Source organism: Nocardia sp. CDC153, assembly GCF_035818515.1.
In the GTDB taxonomy this organism is placed as follows: domain Bacteria; phylum Actinomycetota; class Actinomycetes; order Mycobacteriales; family Mycobacteriaceae; genus Nocardia.
The window spans coordinates 181,757-195,830 of record NZ_JAYKYU010000001.1; the positions used below are offsets into that span (position 1 = coordinate 181,757).

The window sequence follows — 14,074 nt, forward strand, 5'->3', positions numbered from 1 at the left end:
GTGGCCGCGAAGTCCACTGATATCCGGCCAAAGATCACCTTGGCCTGCGAGCAGTGCAAGCACCGCAACTACATCACCAAGAAGAACCGGCGTAACGACCCGGACCGCCTCGAGCTGAAGAAGTTCTGCCCGAACTGCGGTACCCACCGGGCGCACCGCGAGTCTCGCTAACTTAACCCCGCGCGTTCTACCGCGTGGAAGCAGTGCCGGATCGGCAAGTCAATTCGTCTCTTGAAAAGGGACATTGGCCCCGGTCCGGCACTTGGTGTATATAGCGGTGGTTCAGCGCTCTCCGCCCGATCCTGATGAGGGATCAGATAGGGACTTCCTGCCGTGACGATCAACACCGAGATCACAACCGAGGCCGACATGCTCGATTCGAGTGAGGTTTTCGACCCCGCCGCGCACGCCGCCGCCATGGTCGGCCATCACTACCGCGTCGACGACTACTACGAGGTCGGCCGCGAAAAGGTGCGTGAATACGCCCGCGCCGTGCAGGACTACCACCCCGTCCACTGGGACGAGGACGTCGCCCGCGAATACGGCCACGACGGCCTGGTGGCCCCGCTCACCTTCATCTCCCTGGTCGGAATCCTGGCCCAGCGCAAGCTCTTCGAGCAGATCGTCACCGGCTACGACCTCAGCCAGATCATGCAGACCGACCAGATCCTGGAGTTCCACCGGCCCATCAAGGCCGGGGACCAGCTGTCCTGCATCGTCTACCTGCACTCGTTCCGCCAGGCCTTCGGCGGCGACATCATCGTCACCCGCAATGACGTGGTGGCGCAGAACGACGAACTGGTGCTCACCACCTACACCACCCTCATCGGCCGCAGCGGCGGTGACATCGATCCCAATATCGGTGACGCCGTGCGCAATGTGCTCATGCACGGGGTCGGCCCGGACGCCGCCGACGCCGACAAGCCCGTCGCCATCGACGCCCCCGAGCAGGCCGTGGCGGTCGTCAAGACCGGACGCGTGGTGGCCAGCGCCCACGCCCGGCGTTTCGAGGACATCGCGGTCGGCGACGAATTGCCTTCGCGCATCGTGCAGCTCACCCGCGGCGATCTGGTCAACTACGCCGGCGTCTCCGGCGACGCCAACCCGATCCACTGGAGCGACGATGTCGTGAAGCTGGTCGGCCTGGAAAACGTTGTGGCGCACGGCATGCTGACCATGGGCCTGGGCGGCGGCTTCGTCACCTCCTGGCTCGGCGACCCGGGCGCGGTCAAGGAGTACAACGTCCGCTTCACCAGCCCCGTGTACGTCCCCGCGGATCGTCCCGCCGAGATCGAATACACCGGCAAGGTGAAGTCCGTGGACCCCGAAACCCGCACCGCGGTCATCGCCATCGTGGCCAAGTCGGAGGGGCGCAAGATCTTCGGTCGCGCCACCGCAACCGTGCAGCTGTCCTGACCCATTACCCGAGGTACGTCGCGACACCCCGATTGGCGATCGCCGCGCGGGGTAACGTACACTCGGGAATCTGGGGTCACCAGCCGATGCGCGCTGCTCCGAGGAGCGGCGCGTATGTTGTGTGAAAACCCGTGTACAACTGAATAAGAACAGTGGCTGGACCAAACCCCGTCCAGCCGAAGGGGCGTAGCTCAACTGGCAGAGCAGCGGTCTCCAAAACCGCAGGTTGCAGGTTCAAGTCCTGTCGCCCCTGCCCTGGATGCCGACGTAGAGAGGATCGACGTGAGCGACGAGCGGGACACTCGCCACGAAGATGGCGATGACACCGCCGCGGTGGCTCGGCCGAGCGGCAAGCGGTCCGCCCGGCGTTCACGCGCCGCGTCGTCCAGCGCCGTCGCGACGATCGAACGACCGTCGACGAAGGCCAAGGCAACCGACAAGCAGTCCGGCAAAGACAAGAAGGCCGGGCGAAGCGGTACGGGCAATCCGTTCAAGCGCCTGGTGAAGTTCCTGCGGGAAGTGATCGCGGAGCTTCGCAAGGTCATCTGGCCCAACCGCAAGCAGATGGTCACCTATACGAGCGTTGTCCTGGTGTTCGTGATCTTCGTGATCGCGTTCATCAGCGGGTTGGATGTGGCGTTCATCAAGGGTGTCAGCTGGCTCTTCGGCTAGGCGGCACGATGACCGCCTCTGACCGTCGCGGCCGGTGACCGGCCCCCGTGCAGAGGCGGGGGACCATCCGCCGGGCGTAATGCCCCGGCGCGCAGAGGATTACGTGACGACTAAGGAAGCGAGTGCCCCAGTGAGCACCCCGGAGAACGGCACAACCGAGGAATTCCCGGTGGATGACGTGGTGATCGAAGAGACCGCCGCGGAGGACGCTGAGGGCTTCGCCGACGCCGACGAATTCGCGGCGGACGCCGAAGAGGCCGAGCCGGCGCAGCCCGTCGCGCAGATCTCCGACGAGCCCGCCGACCCCGTCGCCGAAATGACCGCCGCGCTGCGTCGCGCGCCCGGCGACTGGTACGTCGTGCACTCCTACGCCGGGTACGAGAACAAGGTGAAGACCAATCTCGAGACCCGCGTGCAGAACCTCGGTCTCGAGGACTACATCTTCCAGGTCGAGGTCCCGACCGAAGAGGTCACCGAGATCAAGAACGGCCAGAAGAAGAACGTCAATCGCAAGGTGCTGCCGGGCTACATCCTGGTCCGCATGGAGCTGAACGACGAGTCCTGGGGCGCGGTCCGCAACACCCCGGGTGTCACCGGTTTCGTCGGCGCCACCTCGCGCCCGTCCCCGCTGACCATTCCCGAGGTCGTGAAGTTCCTGGTCCCGGCCGCGCAGCAGAAGAAGGCGGCCCCCGCCGCCGCGACCGCCGCCGCTGCCGCGAGCACCGGGGGCGAGGCGCCGTTGGCCAAGCCGATCATCGAGGTCGACTTCGAGGTCGGCGAGTCGGTCACCGTCATGGACGGCCCCTTCGCCACCCTCCCGGCCAGCATCTCCGAGGTCAACGCCGAGCAGCAGAAGCTCAAGGTACTGGTCTCGATCTTCGGCCGCGAGACTCCGGTCGAACTGGCCTTCACGCAGGTCGCCAAGATTTAGTCGTGAGAGGGCGGTGACCCGGCATCGGGCCGGTGTCACCGCCTTTTTCGCGTCCGCGTAGACTTGCCGGGTTGCCCCCCGGACATATGCCTGAGCTCAGGCATGCCCCGAGGGGCAAGTCCCGGAAAAGGCTTACGGGTAATCCGTAAGGAACCTAACCAAGGAAGAAAGATGCCCCCGAAGAAGAAGAAGGTCGCTGGGCTCATCAAGCTCCAGATCCAGGCCGGCCAGGCCAACCCGGCTCCGCCGGTGGGTCCGGCGCTGGGTCAGCACGGCGTCAACATCATGGAGTTCTGCAAGGCGTACAACGCGGCGACCGAGTCGCAGCGTGGCAACGTCATCCCGGTCGAGATCACGGTCTACGAAGACCGCTCGTTCGACTTCAAGCTGAAGACGCCACCCGCCGCGCGTCTGCTGCTGAAGGCCGCGGGAATCCAGAAGGGTTCGGCCGAGCCGCACCGCAACAAGGTCGCGCAGATCACCATGGACCAGGTCCGTGAGATCGCCAAGACCAAGCAGGAAGACCTGAACGCCAACGACATCGACGCCGCGGCGAAGATCATCGCTGGTACCGCCCGCTCGATGGGTATCACCATCGCGGAGTAAGAGCCCGCTGTGTCGCTGCGAGGCGATGCGGAGCTCACGTGGGAGGGACCGCCTGTCCCGCACCACTTCTGACTTAGACAAGGACAGACAATCATGGCAAAACGAAGCAAGGCTTATCTCGAGGCGGCCGCCAAGGTCGACCGCAGCGCCCTCTACTCCCCGCTGAGCGCCGTGCGCCTGGCGAAGGAGACCGCCACCACCAAGACCGACGCCACCGTCGAGGTCGCCGTTCGTCTCGGTGTGGACCCGCGCAAGGCCGACCAGATGGTCCGCGGCACCGTCAACCTGCCGCACGGCACCGGTAAGACCGCCCGCGTCATCGTGTTCGCCGTCGGCGACAAGGCCGCCGAGGCCGAGGCCGCCGGTGCCGACGCCGTGGGCGCCGAGGACCTGATCGAGCGCATCCAGGGCGGCTGGCTGGAGTTCGACGCCGCGATCGCCACCCCGGACCAGATGGCCAAGGTCGGTCGCATCGCGCGCGTGCTGGGCCCGCGTGGCCTGATGCCGAACCCCAAGACCGGCACCGTCACCCCCGATGTGACCAAGGCCGTTCAGGACATCAAGGGCGGCAAGATCAACTTCCGCGTCGACAAGCAGGCCAACCTGCACTTCGTGATCGGCAAGGCTTCCTTCGACGAGAAGAAGCTGGCCGAGAACTACGGCGCCGCGCTCGACGAGATCCTGCGTGTCAAGCCCTCCACCGCGAAGGGCCGCTACGTCAAGAAGGTGACGTTCTCGACCAACACCGGACCGGGCATCCCGGTGGATCCGAACCGCACCCGCAACTTCGCCGAAGAGGACTGAGTCCCCTTCGCGATCGCGTAGCGACGCAAAAACATACAAGGGCCGGCACGAGAAATCGTGCCGGCCCTTGGTGTTGGTGGGGTGACGCGGGCTTCGCGACTCGACGGGGCGAGAGATCGCGGCTGTGCTGCCGGGTTTCGGGGGCCGGTGCGACATTCGAACCGGCCCTTTCAGTCGCTAGTTCACGGGAGCTATGTCGTGCCCGCTGCATGACCCGCTGGCTGTGACGGCAGCGCAGAGGATGGTGTTGAGAATGGTGAGGATCGCGCTGCCGGGGGTGTCGGCCGTTGCGGATCCGACGTTCGAGGAGCCGGAGCTGCCCGCGGTGGGAGCGGCGGACGCGGCCTGGGCGGGAGCCAGGGCGAGGGTCGCGGAGATCGCTGCCGCGGCAAGGAGTTTGGTGGGGGCGGGCATGGGAGTCGCTTTCAGAGGCTGGCGCTGAGGGAGTCGCAGGGGTTGGGGGCGGGGGTGGCCCACATGCCGCAGATCAGCAGCTTCAGCATGCCGACCGAGAGGTCGATGGCGGCGGAACCGGTGCCGGTGGTCGCCACCGGCTGTGCCGGGGCGGCGGGTTCGGCTTGGGCGGGGGTCAGGGGCAGGCAGGCCAGGGAGGCGGTGATGGCCACTGTGGCAAGGAGTTTGGTGGGGATGGGCATTGGGGTCGCTTTCAGAGGTTGCCGTGGTCGATGAAATCGCAGAGGGAACTTGATCCGACGGCGCACAGGCTGCGCAGGATCAGGTTGGGGAGGGGGTTGACGAAGATGGTGGATCCGGTGTTGAGCAGCGAGGATCCGGCGTCCACGAGGGAGGATCCGGTGCCGGTTGGGGGCGTGGTGGCGGCATGCGCGGGGGCGGCGGCGATGCTCGCCAGGCCGACGGAAAGGGTCGCTGTGGCAAGGGCTTTGGTGAGGGTGCGGTGCACGGGTACCTCCAGGGGTGGGTGTGGCGAATCTAATCGCGCTGGGGGATATTTGAAACACCCGAATTTCATAGTCTTGTCGGGGTGATGGCCGCGGGGAGTCGGGATCGACACGCCGTGTGACCGGCTGACCGATCGAGGTCGCGGAACCGCGCGGACCTGGCGCTTGGATGGGGGCGGGCGCGAGGGCGTCCGCTGTGATCGTCCATCCGAAGCGGAGGGTGATGAAGCGGTTTCGTTCGGCGGCAATGCTTTTCGGTGTGGTGCTGGTGGTTGTCGGCGTCGGTGCCGCGGTTGCGCGGGCGGAACAGCCGCGGCGAGTGGCAGTGGGTGGGGGGACCGGGGTGGCATTGGCGTGGGGTGCGCCGGTGGGGTCGTTGTCGCTGTTGCACTTTTGTACGGTCACCGCGATCGGGGTCGACGCGGCGGGAAATCTGGTGGGGCTCACCAATGCGCACTGTGCGTACGACCCGGGGGACGCGGTCTATTTGCAGTCGGCGGTCGAGCCGGGACCGGGCCACGACCCGTCGGTCGGACGGATCGGGACGGTGGATTACGTCAGCGGCGGCAATCCGATCGGGCCCGGGCCGCACGGGGTGGGGCTGGATTACGCGGTGATCGTCTTCGACCGGTCGAAGGTGAATCCCGTTGCGACAGTGGGTGATACGACAATCCGGGGGATCGCGGCACCGCCGCCGGAGGGGACCCCGGTGTGCAAGCAGGGCACCACCAGCGGGCGGACCTGCGGCACCACCATCACCTCGATGGGGCCCTACCTGGTCACCACGGTGCCCGAATTTCCGGGCGATTCCGGTGCCCCGGTGGTCGCGGGGGAGACCCTGATCGGCAATCAGTGGGTGTGGGGCGGGAGCTCGTCGATGACCGCGATCCTCGAGGACCTCGACCGTCGCGGCGGGGTGGGGGCCGGTTTCCACCTCGATTTTGCTGGTTAGATGCGTGTCCGCTATATTGGACGACGGTCATCGGCCAGCTTCTCGAAGCCCAGCTTCCCGAGGCACTGTCGGTGATCACCCCCAATCGTTCTACCGAAGACCGTTGGTTGCTGCCGTCAGGCAGTCGAAGGTTCGGCGATATTGCCGACGGCCCACGCAGGGAGAGCCGAGGTAGGGAAACCGCGAGTCATCGCGATCGTTTCTTGTGCGCCCCGGGTTCGCTCTGCGACCGGGGCGTTCGCTTTGTCGCCGACCCCTGTGGCGGAACTCGGTAGTTCACACGAGAACCGACCATCCAGAGAGGAGGCGAAGTATGGCAAAGGCTGAGAAGGTCACCGCGGTTGCGGAGATCAAGGAGCAGTTCGAGGCGTCCACCGCGACCGTTGTCACGGAGTACCGTGGCCTGTCCGTCGGCAAGATCACCGAGCTGCGTCGTGCGCTCGGTGCGAACGCTACCTACTCCGTCGCCAAGAACACCCTGGTCAAGCGCGCTGCCGCCGAGGCGGGCGTGGAAGGCCTGGATGACTTGTTCGTCGGTCCGACCGCTATCACCTTCATTACGGGTGAGCCGGTCGACGCCGCGAAGGCGCTGAAGGCGTTCGCCAAGGACAACAAGGCGCTGATCATCAAGGGCGGCTACATGGACGGCCAGGCGCTGTCCGTGTCCGAGGTCGAGCGCATCGCCGATCTCGAGTCGCGCGAGGTGCTGCTGGCCAAGCTGGCCGGTGCCATGAAGGGCAACCTGTCCAAGGCCGCCGGCCTGTTCGCCGCCCCCGGCAACCAGGTCGCGCGCCTGCTGGCCGCGCTGCAGGAGAAGAAGCAGACCGAGGGTGGCGCCGCCGCTCCGGCCGCCGACGCTGCTGCCGACGCCGAATAAGTCACTACCCCAAACCTATTCGCCGCTGTTCGAACAGCGGCGAACCTATGAAAGGAAATATCAATGGCCAACGTTGATGAGCTGCTCGAGACCTTCGCCGGTATGACCCTGCTGGAGCTGTCCGAGTTCGTGAAGGCGTTCGAGGACAAGTTCGAGGTCACCGCCGCTGCTCCGGTCGCCGTCGCCGCGGTCGCCGGTGGCGCTGCCCCGGCCGAGGCTGCCGAGGAGCAGGACGAGTTCGACGTCATCCTCGAGGGTGCCGGCGACAAGAAGATCCAGGTCATCAAGGTCGTGCGTGAGATCGTCTCCGGCCTGGGCCTGAAGGAAGCCAAGGACCTGGTCGAGGGCGCCCCGAAGCCGATCCTGGAGAAGGTCGCCAAGGAGGCCGCCGAGGCCGCCAAGGCGAAGCTCGAGGAGGCCGGCGCGAAGATCACCGTCAAGTAAGACGGCGATTGTGCCGGGGTACATCCCGGCGCGTCATTCCTTGTGAAAAGGGCGGTTCCCATTGTGGGGCCGCCCTTTTCGCGTATTCTCCGGTCGTAATTGGGGCGTGATCGGGTATTCAGCGAGAAACTTTCTACCGACCAGTCAGGTCCCGGTGTCCGAGACGGTATATATGCGATACAGTGGCCGAACCTACTGTGACGCGCCACACCGCGCGAATTTTGTGGCGCGCGGTCACATGTAGGGCGCTCGTCGGAGAAAGTGGAGGTTGGCGTGGGCGTCGAGGTCAGGACCGAAGGCATCACGAAGTCGTTCGGTTCGCAGCGTATTTGGCAGGACGTCACTTTGACGCTGCCGCCGGGGGAAGTCAGCGCTCTGCTCGGCCCGTCCGGTACCGGTAAGTCCGTCTTCCTGAAGTCGTTGATCGGTCTGCTGCGTCCGGAAAAGGGCTCCATCTACATCGACGGCACCGACATCACCACGTGCTCCAACAAGGAGCTCTACGAGATCCGCAAGCTGTTCGGCGTCCTGTTCCAGGACGGCGCGCTGTTCGGATCCATGAACCTGTTCGACAACACGGCCTTCCCGTTGCGCGAGCACACCAAGAAGAGCGAATCCGAGATCAAGAAGATCGTCATGGAGAAGCTCGAGCTGACCGGTCTGCTGGGCGCGGAGGGGAAGCTGCCCGGTGAGATCTCCGGCGGTATGCGCAAGCGTGCCGGCCTGGCTCGCGCGCTGGTGCTGGACCCGCAGATCATCCTCGTCGACGAGCCGGACTCGGGTCTGGATCCCGTTCGCACCACCTATCTTTCGCAGCTGTTGATCGATATCAACGCGCAGATCGACGCGACGATCCTGATCGTCACGCACAACATCAACCTGGCCCGCACCGTGCCGGACAACATCGGCATGCTGTTCCGCCGCAACCTGGTCATGTTCGGCCCCCGCGAGGTGCTGCTCACCTCGGACGAGCCGGTGGTCAAGCAGTTCCTCAACGGCCGCATGCAGGGCCCGATCGGTATGTCCGAGGAGAAGGACGAAGCCCAGATGGCCCGCGAGCAGGCCATGTTCGACGCCGGTCACCACAGCGGTGGCGCGGAGGAGATCGAGGGCATCATCCCGCAGATGCGGGCGCAGCCGGGCATGCCGGTGCGTGGCGCGGTGGCGCGCCGTCGCGAGCGGGTCCGTCAGATCATGCACACCCTGCCCCCGGCCGCCCAGGAAGCCATTCGGGAGTCCATGGAGCAGAACGGCGATGATCCCGACACACAGGTGATCCCCGCCTATCAGGGCGGGTACGACACCACGGTTCGACAGAACCTGACTAACGGGTAACATACGGCCCGTGAATCCGACCCTGACGCGACTGCGCACCCCGGTCGAGTCGGGACTTGCCCAGGCTGGCAACATCTTCGCACTGTTCTTGGACGTGCTGCGCAAGACGTTCCGCCGGCCCTTCCAGTGGCGGGAGTTCATCGAGCAGTCGTGGTTCATCGCGAGTGTTTCGATCCTCCCCGCCGCCCTGGTGGCAATCCCGTTCGGCGCGGTGGTGGCGCTGCAGACCGGCTCGCTGATCAAGCAGCTGGGCGCGGAGAACTTCACCGGCGCGACCTCCGTGCTGGCGACCGTGCAGCAAGCCGCTCCGGTGGTGACCGCACTGATCATCGCCGGTGCGGCCGGTTCGGCCGTGGCAGCCGATCTCGGCTCGCGCACCATTCGCGAGGAGATCGACGCCATGGAGGTCCTCGGCATCGATCCCATTCAGCGCCTGGTAGTTCCGCGCGTGCTGGGCATGATGCTGGTCGCCTTCCTGCTCAACGGCCTGGTGTCGGTGGTCGGCATCTGCGGCGGCTATTTCTTCAATGTGGGACTGCAGGGCGGCACCCCGGGCGCGTATCTCGCGTCCTTCTCCGCCCTCGCGCAGATCCCGGACCTGGTGATCGGCGAGATCAAGGCGCTGATCTTCGGTGTCGTGGCGGGCGTGATCGCCGCCTACAAGGGCCTGCATCCGAAGGGGGGACCGAAAGGAGTGGGTGACGCGGTGAATCAATCCGTGGTGATCACCTTCCTGGTCTTGTTCTTCCTGAATCTGGTCCTCACCCTGATCTATCTTCAGGTCGTCCCCGCAAAGGGCGCGTGATCCATGGTTGTTTCGCAGCGCACCACCGTCTTCTCCCGGTCGGCGCGCCGGGTGAAGCCGGTGCTCACGGCCCCGGTGAACCTGGTCGACCGGGCCGGCGATCAGATGTCGTTCTACTCGCGGGCCATCGCCGCGATCCCGCGCACGATCCTGCACTTCCGCAAGGAGGTCATGCGGCTGCTGGCCGAGGTGACCTTCGGTTCGGGCGCGCTGGCCGTCATCGGCGGCACCATCGGCGTGATCGTGTTCATGTCGGCGTCGGTGGGTGTGGTCGTCGGCCTGCAGGGCTTCAAGGCCCTCGACGCCCTGGGCTCCGGTGTGCTCACCGGCTTCCTGACCGGGTACATCAACACCCGTGAGCTCGCGCCTCTGGTTGCGGCACTGGCACTTTCGGCGACGGTCGGCTGTGGCTTCACCGCGCAGCTGGGCGCCATGCGCATCTCCGAGGAGATCGACGCGCTCGAGGTGATGGCGGTGCCGTCGGTGCCGTTCCTGGTCACCACGCGCGCCATCGCCGGATTCCTCGCGGTCATCCCGCTCTACGTGGTCGGCCTGCTGGGCACCTACGTCGCCTCGCGGTTGATCAGCATCTACTTCAACGGGCAGTCGAGTGGGTCCTACGACCACTACTTCAGTCTGTTCCTGCCGCCGGAGGACGTGCTCTATTCGTTCGTGAAGGTGCTCGTCTTCGCGTTCGTCATCATCCTGGTGCACTGCTACTACGGCTACAACGCCAGCGGCGGCCCCGCGGGCGTCGGCGTGGCCGTGGGTCGCGCCGTCCGCGCCGCCATCGTGCTGATCAATGTGCTGGACTTCTTCCTCTCCCTGGCCATTTGGGGCACGACCACGACGGTGCGGGTGGCCGGATGAGCAATCCGCGCAATGTGGAGCTGTGGCGCTCCACCGAGAAGCTGCGCAAGCGCACCCTCGGTGTGCTGTTCTTCGCGGTGGTGGCGCTGTTCCTCTATACGACGATCGCCATCTACAACAAGACCTTCACCGATTCGGTGCGGGTCAACCTGATCACCGACACCGTCGGAAACGCCTTGACCCGCAACGCGGATGTGAAGGTCCGCGGCGTCACCGTGGGCGAGCTGCGGTCCAGCAAGTACGACGGCAAGAACGTCACCCTGGACCTGGCCATCGACCCGTCCAAGGCGAGCGAGATCCCGGCCAATGTGACCGCGCGATTGCTGCCCAAGACCCTGTTCGGTGAGCGCTACATCGATCTGGTGTGGCCGCAGTCCCCGCAGGGTCACCTCACCGAGGGCGTCACCCTGCACCAGGACACCACCGGCAATGCCGTCGAGGTGAGCCAGCTGCTGGACCACATCCTGCCGCTGCTGCAGGCGATTCCGCCGCAGTACCTGTCCTCCACCCTGGGCGCGCTGTCCAATGCGCTGCAGGGGCAGGGCGAGGAGCTGGGCCGCACGGTGGACCGGCTCGACGACATCATCACGCAGGTCAATGGCGAAATGCCCACGCTGCAGCAGGATCTGAAGAGCCTCGCGGACGTGGCCACCACCTACTCCGACGCCGCGCCGCAGCTGGTGGACGCGCTCGACAACCTGCGCACCACCAATGCCACCATCGTGCAGAAGCGTTCGCAGATCGACACCCTGATGGCCACGCTCACCCCGAGCGCTTCCACCACCGCGGACTTCCTGCTGGCCAACCGCGACAACATCATCGACGTGGCCGCGGACTCGCGCCCGGCGCTCGAGGCGTTGGCCAAGTATTCGCCCAGCTACAGCTGCGCGTTGGCCGGTTTCGCGGAGCTCAAGCCGCGCATCGACCAGATCTTCGGCAAGGGCACCGATCTGCCGGGCTCGCGGGTGAGCGTGTCGATCGTGAACCCGCGCGGCCGCTACGTCCCCAATCAGGACGAGCCGCGCTGGTTCGATTCGCGCGGGCCCATGTGCATTCCGATGTACCCGCCGGGCACCGATCCCGGCCAGTACACCGACGGTTCCGCCAATGACGGCTCCTACCAGCCGCCCAGCCGCAATCCGGGCGACCAGAACGTCGGCAAGATGCCGGAGCCGCAGTACAAGGTGTACGGCCCGTACACGCCGACCACCGCCTACTCGCCGCAGGAGTCCCAGGCGCTGGGCACGATCTACGGTGCCGCGCACGGTGTTTCGCCCGATCAGGTGCCCAGCTGGGTGACCCGGATCGCGGCCCCGGCATTCCGCGGCAGTGAGGTGAGCGTCAAGTGAAGGATCTGTTGCGCGGCCTCGGGCCGACGCTGACCAAACTGATCGCCTTCATTCTCGTCACGGTCTTCCTGACGGGCGTGCTGGCCATGACCATCGCCAACTACGGTGGCGGCGGCACCAAGTTCAATGCCCGCTTCACCGATGTGACGTCGCTGAACAAGGGCGACGAGGTGCGCATCGCGGGTGTCCGCGTGGGCAAGGTGACCAATGTGTCCATCGTGGACAAGCGCCTGGCCAATGTGGAATTCGAACTGACCGACCGGGATTGGCTGCCCGCCTCCACCACCGCGACCATCAAGTACCGAAACCTGGTGGGCCAGCGCTACATCGCGCTGGAGCAGGGCACCGGGCAGCAGGGCCGCAAGATGAACAAGGGCGCGACGATCCCGCTCGAGCGCACCAAGCCCGCGGTCAACCTGACCGAACTGTTCAACGGCTTCCGCCCGCTGTTCCAGACGCTCACGCCCGAGGACGTGAACAAGCTGTCCTACGAGATCATTCAGGTCTTCCAGGGCGAGTCCGGCACCATCGCGGATCTGGTCGCCAATACCGCCTCGCTCACCAACAAGGTGGCCGACAAGGACGCGGTGATCGGATCGCTGATCACGAACTTGAATGCCGTGCTGGACAGCATCAATTCGCGCGGCAACCAGCTCGATCAGCTGATCGTGAATACCGAGGCGCTGGTCAGCGGGCTCAATGCCGAGCGCGGCACCATCGGCTCGGCCGTCACCTCGCTGGGCAATCTGGCCTCGGCCACCGCGGATCTGCTGGTGCCGGTGCGGCCGAACCTGCAGGGTGCCATCGCGGGTCTGAACCAGCTGACCGGCACGCTCAACGACCGCAAGGGCGAGGTCGACGAGGGCCTGACCAATCTGCCCATCAAGATGGAGAAGCTCGGGCGCGCGGCCTCCTACGGCTCCTGGTTCCAGTTCTACCTGTGCGGCATCGACATCGTCGCCGGACCGGGCATCAAGGACGCGCCGCAGCTGAACTTCCCACCCGCACTGCAGAACATGCCGACCGTGAACCAGCCGATCTACACGAATCCGGCCCCGCGCTGCCATGGGAAGGGAGGCCGCTGATGGACGACCGCATCGTATTGGGTAAGCGCAGTCCGGCATTCATGGGCGGGCTCGGTCTGCTCATGGTCCTGCTGATCACCTTGTCCGCGTTCAACCTGGACAAGCTGCCGCTGCTGGGCGCCGGTACCAAGTACACCGCCGAGTTCTCCGAGGCCGCGGGTCTGAAGAAGGGCAACGAGGTTCGCATCGCGGGCGTCAAGGTCGGCTCGGTCTCCGATGTCCGGCTCGACGGCGACAAGGTGCTGGTGGACTTCCGCACCCAGGACGCCTGGGTGGGCAACGAGACCACCGCCTCCATCCAGATCAAGACCCTGCTCGGGCAGAAGTATCTGGCGCTGGATCCCAAGGGCACCAAGCTGCTCGACCCGTCGGACGTGATCCCGTTGTCGCGCACCGTGTCTCCCTACGACGTGGTGGACGCCTTCAGCGACGCCGCCAAGAACATCGAGGAGACCAATACCGCGCAGCTGGCGCAGAGCTTCCAGGTGCTCTCGGACGCCTTCTCGGCCACGCCGCCGGAACTGCGCGGCTCCATCGACGGTGTCGCCCGGCTCTCGGAGACCCTGGCCAAGCGTGACGATCAGCTCAAGAAGCTGTTCGCCGCCACCAAGACCACCACCAAGGTGCTGGCCGACCGCAATCAGGAATTCGAGCGGCTGCTCGCCAACGGCGGTGAGCTGCTGGCCGAGCTGAACGTGCGCCAGCAGGCCATCCACCAGCTGCTCACCGGCGCGAAAACCGTTGCGGCCGAACTGAGCGCGCTGGTCAAGGACAACGAGGAACAGATCGGCCCGGCGCTGACCAACCTCGAGAAGACGATCGATCTGCTCAACGACCACCAGGCCGACATCTCCAAGACCCTCACCCTGGCCGCACCCTTCTACGGGCTGTACTCCAACGTGCTGGGCACCGGCCGCTGGTTCGACGCGGTCATCACGAACCTGATTCCGCCCGCGCTGCCCGATATTCCGGGCGATCGCGACCCGATCCGAAAGTTGGGAGGTTAAG

The 14,074-nt window shown here is 65.7% G+C and carries 18 protein-coding genes and 1 tRNA gene; 16 read left to right on the forward strand and 3 right to left on the reverse strand.

The genetic code is table 11. The features are described from left to right. The 7 genes from rpmG (at nt 1) to rplA (ending at nt 4,429) form a co-directional block, all read left to right on the forward strand. Nucleotides 1–171: a 50S ribosomal protein L33 gene (rpmG, locus tag VMT65_RS00950; protein WP_029925945.1), complete on the forward strand. Its 171-nt coding sequence runs from the start codon at nt 1–3 to the stop codon at nt 169–171. Nucleotides 172–369: 198 nt separating this feature from the next. Continuing rightward, complete coding sequence (locus VMT65_RS00955) at nt 370–1,416, forward strand: fused (3R)-hydroxyacyl-ACP dehydratase subunits HadA/HadB (RefSeq protein WP_326307398.1); 1,047 nt, start codon at nt 370–372, stop codon at nt 1,414–1,416. 180 nt (nt 1,417–1,596) lie between these two features. Then, a tRNA-Trp gene (locus VMT65_RS00960) sits at nt 1,597–1,669 on the forward strand. A gap of 29 nt (nt 1,670–1,698) precedes the next feature. Then, nucleotides 1,699–2,088, forward strand: a complete 390-nt coding sequence (secE, locus tag VMT65_RS00965) for a preprotein translocase subunit SecE (protein ID WP_326305984.1) — start codon at nt 1,699–1,701, stop codon at nt 2,086–2,088. Between the two features lie 130 nt (nt 2,089–2,218). Beyond that, the gene (gene nusG / locus VMT65_RS00970) at nt 2,219–3,019 is read left to right on the forward strand and encodes a transcription termination/antitermination protein NusG (protein WP_326305985.1); all 801 of its coding nucleotides are present in this window, start codon (nt 2,219–2,221) and stop codon (nt 3,017–3,019) included. Between the two features lie 171 nt (nt 3,020–3,190). Then, nucleotides 3,191–3,625 carry a 50S ribosomal protein L11 gene (gene rplK / locus VMT65_RS00975; RefSeq protein WP_326305986.1) on the forward strand — a complete coding sequence of 145 codons (435 nt, stop codon included), beginning with the start codon at nt 3,191–3,193 and terminating at the stop codon, nt 3,623–3,625. Nucleotides 3,626–3,718: 93 nt separating this feature from the next. Next, nucleotides 3,719–4,429: a 50S ribosomal protein L1 gene (gene rplA, locus VMT65_RS00980; protein WP_326305987.1), complete on the forward strand. Its 711-nt coding sequence runs from the start codon at nt 3,719–3,721 to the stop codon at nt 4,427–4,429. Nucleotides 4,430–4,606: 177 nt separating this feature from the next. On the opposite strand, the gene VMT65_RS00985 is transcribed toward rplA, so the two are convergent. From VMT65_RS00985 to VMT65_RS00995, 3 genes are read right to left on the reverse strand one after another with little or no spacing between them, the layout of a single operon-like run. Further along, entirely contained in the window at nt 4,607–4,843 is a 237-nt protein-coding gene (locus VMT65_RS00985) for a hypothetical protein (protein ID WP_326305988.1), read from the reverse strand. 11 nt (nt 4,844–4,854) lie between these two features. Continuing rightward, complete coding sequence (locus VMT65_RS00990; protein WP_326305989.1) at nt 4,855–5,085, reverse strand: hypothetical protein; 231 nt, start codon at nt 5,083–5,085, stop codon at nt 4,855–4,857. Between the two features lie 11 nt (nt 5,086–5,096). After that, nucleotides 5,097–5,351, reverse strand: coding sequence for a hypothetical protein (locus VMT65_RS00995; protein WP_326305990.1), 255 nt, complete (start codon nt 5,349–5,351; stop codon nt 5,097–5,099). Nucleotides 5,352–5,572: 221 nt separating this feature from the next. Here VMT65_RS00995 and VMT65_RS01000 point away from each other — a divergent pair, with 221 nt between their 5' ends. The 9 genes from VMT65_RS01000 (at nt 5,573) to VMT65_RS01040 (ending at nt 14,073) form a co-directional block, all read left to right on the forward strand. Next, complete coding sequence (locus tag VMT65_RS01000; protein ID WP_326305991.1) at nt 5,573–6,301, forward strand: peptidase S1; 729 nt, start codon at nt 5,573–5,575, stop codon at nt 6,299–6,301. A gap of 313 nt (nt 6,302–6,614) precedes the next feature. Further along, nucleotides 6,615–7,178, forward strand: a complete 564-nt coding sequence (rplJ, locus tag VMT65_RS01005) for a 50S ribosomal protein L10 (RefSeq protein ID WP_326305992.1) — start codon at nt 6,615–6,617, stop codon at nt 7,176–7,178. 63 nt (nt 7,179–7,241) lie between these two features. After that, entirely contained in the window at nt 7,242–7,622 is a 381-nt protein-coding gene (rplL, locus tag VMT65_RS01010; RefSeq protein WP_442790155.1) for a 50S ribosomal protein L7/L12, read from the forward strand. Between the two features lie 273 nt (nt 7,623–7,895). After that, a complete protein-coding gene (locus VMT65_RS01015) occupies nt 7,896–8,957 on the forward strand; it encodes an ABC transporter ATP-binding protein (RefSeq protein WP_326305993.1) in 1,062 nt (353 codons plus the stop codon). Nucleotides 8,958–8,967: 10 nt separating this feature from the next. After that, complete coding sequence (locus tag VMT65_RS01020; RefSeq protein ID WP_033088700.1) at nt 8,968–9,762, forward strand: MlaE family ABC transporter permease; 795 nt, start codon at nt 8,968–8,970, stop codon at nt 9,760–9,762. Nucleotides 9,763–9,765: 3 nt separating this feature from the next. Further along, on the forward strand, nt 9,766–10,632 hold the full coding sequence (locus VMT65_RS01025; RefSeq protein ID WP_326305994.1) for an MlaE family ABC transporter permease: 867 nt from the start codon (nt 9,766–9,768) through the stop codon (nt 10,630–10,632). Next, a complete protein-coding gene (locus VMT65_RS01030) occupies nt 10,629–11,981 on the forward strand; it encodes an MCE family protein (protein WP_326305995.1) in 1,353 nt (450 codons plus the stop codon). Before VMT65_RS01025 ends, VMT65_RS01030 begins: the two co-directional genes overlap by 4 nt. Before the next feature lie 8 nt (nt 11,982–11,989). Then, nucleotides 11,990–13,066: an MlaD family protein gene (locus tag VMT65_RS01035; protein ID WP_326307400.1), complete on the forward strand. Its 1,077-nt coding sequence runs from the start codon at nt 11,990–11,992 to the stop codon at nt 13,064–13,066. Then, a complete protein-coding gene (locus VMT65_RS01040; RefSeq protein ID WP_326305996.1) occupies nt 13,066–14,073 on the forward strand; it encodes an MCE family protein in 1,008 nt (335 codons plus the stop codon). Before VMT65_RS01035 ends, VMT65_RS01040 begins: the two co-directional genes overlap by 1 nt. The last annotated feature ends 1 nt before the right edge of the window (nt 14,074 follow it).

Excerpts from the sequence above, each read along its gene's own strand:
- VMT65_RS00955 (WP_326307398.1), top strand. The coding sequence starts at position 370 with ATGCTCGATTCGAGTGAGGTTTTCGACCCCGCCGCGCACGCCGCCGCC.
- rplK (WP_326305986.1), top strand. The coding sequence starts at position 3,191 with ATGCCCCCGAAGAAGAAGAAGGTCGCTGGGCTCATCAAGCTCCAGATC.
- rplA (WP_326305987.1), top strand. The coding sequence starts at position 3,719 with ATGGCAAAACGAAGCAAGGCTTATCTCGAGGCGGCCGCCAAGGTCGAC.
- VMT65_RS00985 (WP_326305988.1), bottom strand. The coding sequence starts at position 4,843 with ATGCCCGCCCCCACCAAACTCCTTGCCGCGGCAGCGATCTCCGCGACC.
- VMT65_RS00990 (WP_326305989.1), bottom strand. The coding sequence starts at position 5,085 with ATGCCCATCCCCACCAAACTCCTTGCCACAGTGGCCATCACCGCCTCC.
- VMT65_RS01000 (WP_326305991.1), top strand. The coding sequence starts at position 5,573 with ATGAAGCGGTTTCGTTCGGCGGCAATGCTTTTCGGTGTGGTGCTGGTG.
- rplJ (WP_326305992.1), top strand. The coding sequence starts at position 6,615 with ATGGCAAAGGCTGAGAAGGTCACCGCGGTTGCGGAGATCAAGGAGCAG.
- rplL (WP_442790155.1), top strand. The coding sequence starts at position 7,242 with ATGGCCAACGTTGATGAGCTGCTCGAGACCTTCGCCGGTATGACCCTG.
- VMT65_RS01025 (WP_326305994.1), top strand. The coding sequence starts at position 9,766 with ATGGTTGTTTCGCAGCGCACCACCGTCTTCTCCCGGTCGGCGCGCCGG.
- VMT65_RS01030 (WP_326305995.1), top strand. The coding sequence starts at position 10,629 with ATGAGCAATCCGCGCAATGTGGAGCTGTGGCGCTCCACCGAGAAGCTG.
- VMT65_RS01040 (WP_326305996.1), top strand. The coding sequence starts at position 13,066 with ATGGACGACCGCATCGTATTGGGTAAGCGCAGTCCGGCATTCATGGGC.